Source organism: Myxococcus sp. CA039A (genome assembly GCF_013336645.1).
GTDB classification, from domain to species: Bacteria; Myxococcota; Myxococcia; order Myxococcales; family Myxococcaceae; genus Myxococcus; species Myxococcus llanfairpwllgwyngyllgogerychwyrndrobwllllantysiliogogogochensis.
This window is the reverse complement of record NZ_JABUMQ010000583.1, coordinates 1-2,938: the sequence shown is the minus strand read 5'-3', so window position 1 is coordinate 2,938 and position 2,938 is coordinate 1. Positions and strand designations below refer to the sequence as shown.

Below are 2,938 nucleotides of genomic sequence, written 5' to 3'. Positions count from 1 at the left end.
CCCGTCCCCCACCCGCGATGACGATTTTCACGACGCCTTCCTCCCGGGCTCCGTTGCCGGCTCGTCGCCGTGCGCTCCGTGCAACACCTTCTCCAGATTCAGTGTCCGCTCATCCAACTGCGCCAGCATGTGCTCCGCCGTCGTCTCGGGGATGAGGCCGCTCCTGCGCGCGACCTGCAGCGCCGTGCGCTCCGCGTCGATGAGCCGACGCCGCATGGCGATGAGGTCCCTCGCCCCCTGCGCGAGGTGATGGTCATTGAGCCGCCGCAGCTCGCGCTCCGCACGGGCGATGCTCACCTGGTACTCGCTGCGCAGGTGGTCATACGCGGCGCGGGGCACCAGTCCCTGCTCATGCAGCGACGCCAGTTCCTGATGCGCCGCGCGACTGGCGATGAGCTTGCCGCGCTGCTCGGACATGGCCAGCGCCACCTCGTCCTGCTGGAACAGGCCCAGCCACTTCAACGCGTGGGTGAGCACCAATCCCTGACCCACCAGCGACACCAGCGTCACGCCGAAGGCGATGGCCACCAGCTTCTCGCGGCCCGGCGTCGTCTCCGGAAGACCCAGCGCGAGTCCGATGGAGAGCGCGCCCTTGATGTTGCCCACGATGAAGACGTGCTGCCAGCGCGGCGGCACCGCCTCCGCCGGACGGATGAGCCGCAGGAGCAGGAAGGGCCCGTAGATGGCCACCGCGCGCCCGCCCAACACACAGCCCACCGCGATGGCCGTCTCCGGCAGGTAGCCGCTGAGCGTCTCCGGCTTGGTGGTGAGTCCCACCGCCAGGAACAGGAAGGTGTTCACCCCGAACGTGGCGTACTCCCAGAAGGAGTGGATGGCCACCCGACTCTGTGGGGACACGTCCTTGCGCAGCCCGACACCGACGGCCAGTCCCGCGACGACGGCGGAGATGGCACCCGACAGGTGAATCTGCTCGGCGACCACGAACGAGGCCAGGGCCACGGCCGTCGTCACCATGATTTCGGCCAGCGGGTCCTCGGTGCGGCGGATGACGAAGGCGCCCAGCATGCCCACCGCGAGCCCCACCACCGCGCCACCCGCCGAGGCGAGCAACACGCGCGCGGCCAGCATCGGCAGCGACGGCGCCGCTGCTCCCGCCACCACGCTGGCGATGGCCGCGTAGGCCACCAGCGCCGTGCCATCGTTGAAGAGGCTCTCGCCCTGGATGATGCCGGACAAGCGCGGCGGCACCGGGGCGCGACGGAACGCATAGAGGATGGAGACGGTGTCCGTCACGGCCAGCAGCGCGCCCAAAAGCAGCGCGGGCCAGATGGCCAGGTCCACCAGGTAGTGCAGCGCGGTGCCCGTGGCGCCAATGGCCAGCACCATGCCCACGGTGGACAGGATGAGGATGGGCAGGGCATTGGCGCGGATGCCATTGAGGTCCGCGGTGATGCCTCCCTCGAAGAGCAGCGCCGGCAGGCAGACGAGGAACACCACCTCCGGGTTGAGTGGCGGCACGCCGGGGAGCAGGTTGCCCACCGAGATGAGCAGGCCTCCCACCACGAGCGCCACGTTGTAGGGCATGTTCGCCCGCTTGGCGGCGATGGCCAGGACGATGGCAGCCACCATCAATCCAATGACGAGAGGCATCTCCAAGTGCACGGCGCGCAGTCTTCCAGAACGGAAGAGCGAGGTCACGACCCCATCTTGAGAGGCCGGCCGGCCGCGGGCTTCAACGCCTCAGGCGGAGGATGAGGTCCTTCTTCGCCCCGCAGTCCCCACGCCCATCGCAGTTGCTCGTGGTGACGTACAGGTGGCCGTCCGGACCCATGCTCACCTCGCGCAGCCGGCCGTACGTGTCGCGCAGGTAGACCTCGTGGAGGGTGACTCGGGCGGGGTTGTCAGCGGCGAACCGCACGCGGTGCAGGTGCCGCGAGCCCAGCGTGCCCACCAGCAGCGAGCCCGTCCATTCGGGGATGGCGGTGCCGGTGTAGAGGGCGGCGCCCCCGGGAGGCATCGCGTCCGCGAAGGTGAGCGAGGGCGTGATTTGCCCCGCGTGAAGCTCGCACGAGTAGATGCCGGGCCAGCCCAGGTTGCTCCCAGGACGGGCGAGGCTCACCTCGTCGTGCCCCCGGCGCATCGTCTCTCCGCTCGGGCCGTGGTCCGTGACGTACAGCGTGGTGGCATCCTTCCAGTCCCAGCCCTGGAGGTTGCGGATGCCGGTGAGGAACGCGGGGGAGCCGGGGAAGGGGTTGTCCTGGGGGATTTGTCCTTCGGGAGTCAGGCGCAGGAGCTTGCCCGCCGGGTCATTGACGTTCTGCGAGCGGTCCGGCTCGCGGGCGTCACCGGTGCCCGCGTAGAGCATGCCGTCGGGGCCGAAGCGCAGCCGTCCTCCGTCGTGGTACGTCGCGGAGGGGATGCCGCCGAAGACGACGCGGTCGAACGTCGCGGTGGTGTGGTCCTCGGAGAGCGTCCACCGCTCCACGCGGTTCTCGTCCTGCCCGCCCGCGTCGGTGGTGACGTACACGTAGAACTGGCGGTTCGTCGCGAAGTCCGGGTGCGCGGCGATGCCGAGCAGGCCGCCCTCCGCGGCGCGGGTGATGCGCACGGTGGCCACGGGCTGGGGCTGGAGCACGCCGGCCTTGAGCAGGCGCACGCGACCAGGTCGCTCGGTGACGAGCGCGTCTCCACCCGGCAGCCAGGCGATGCCCCAGGGGACCTCCAGGCCCTCGGCGACGACGTCCACGGTGATGGGCACGGCGCCATCCGGGCCCCAGTCGTCCGCGACGCGCACGCAGTCCTCGGGTGAGGCGGTGCCCTGGGACTGGCTCTTGCGACAGGCGGAGGCCGACACGGCGAGCACCACGAGGGCGGAGGCGAGCAGGCGAGAGGCGCGCATGGGGCGATTAATGTCCGCGGTCGGGTGGGGGCGCCAGCGTGACGGATGGCGGACGTGAGGGTGAGGACGCTCGGGGAG

2 protein-coding genes are annotated in these 2,938 nt (G+C 70.4%); both read right to left on the bottom strand.

Annotation, left to right across the window (positions count from 1 at the left end; all coding sequences use genetic code 11):
• Positions 1–27: 27 nt before the first annotated feature.
• A complete protein-coding gene (locus HR086_RS46000) occupies positions 28–1,623 on the bottom strand; it encodes a sodium:proton antiporter (protein ID WP_246137899.1) in 1,596 nt (531 codons plus the stop codon).
• A 70-nt stretch (positions 1,624–1,693) separates the two neighbouring features.
• Positions 1,694–2,860 (bottom strand): sorbosone dehydrogenase family protein, encoded by a 1,167-nt coding sequence (locus tag HR086_RS45995; protein WP_141649430.1) that lies wholly within the window; start codon positions 2,858–2,860, stop codon positions 1,694–1,696.
• Positions 2,861–2,938: the final 78 nt, after the last annotated feature.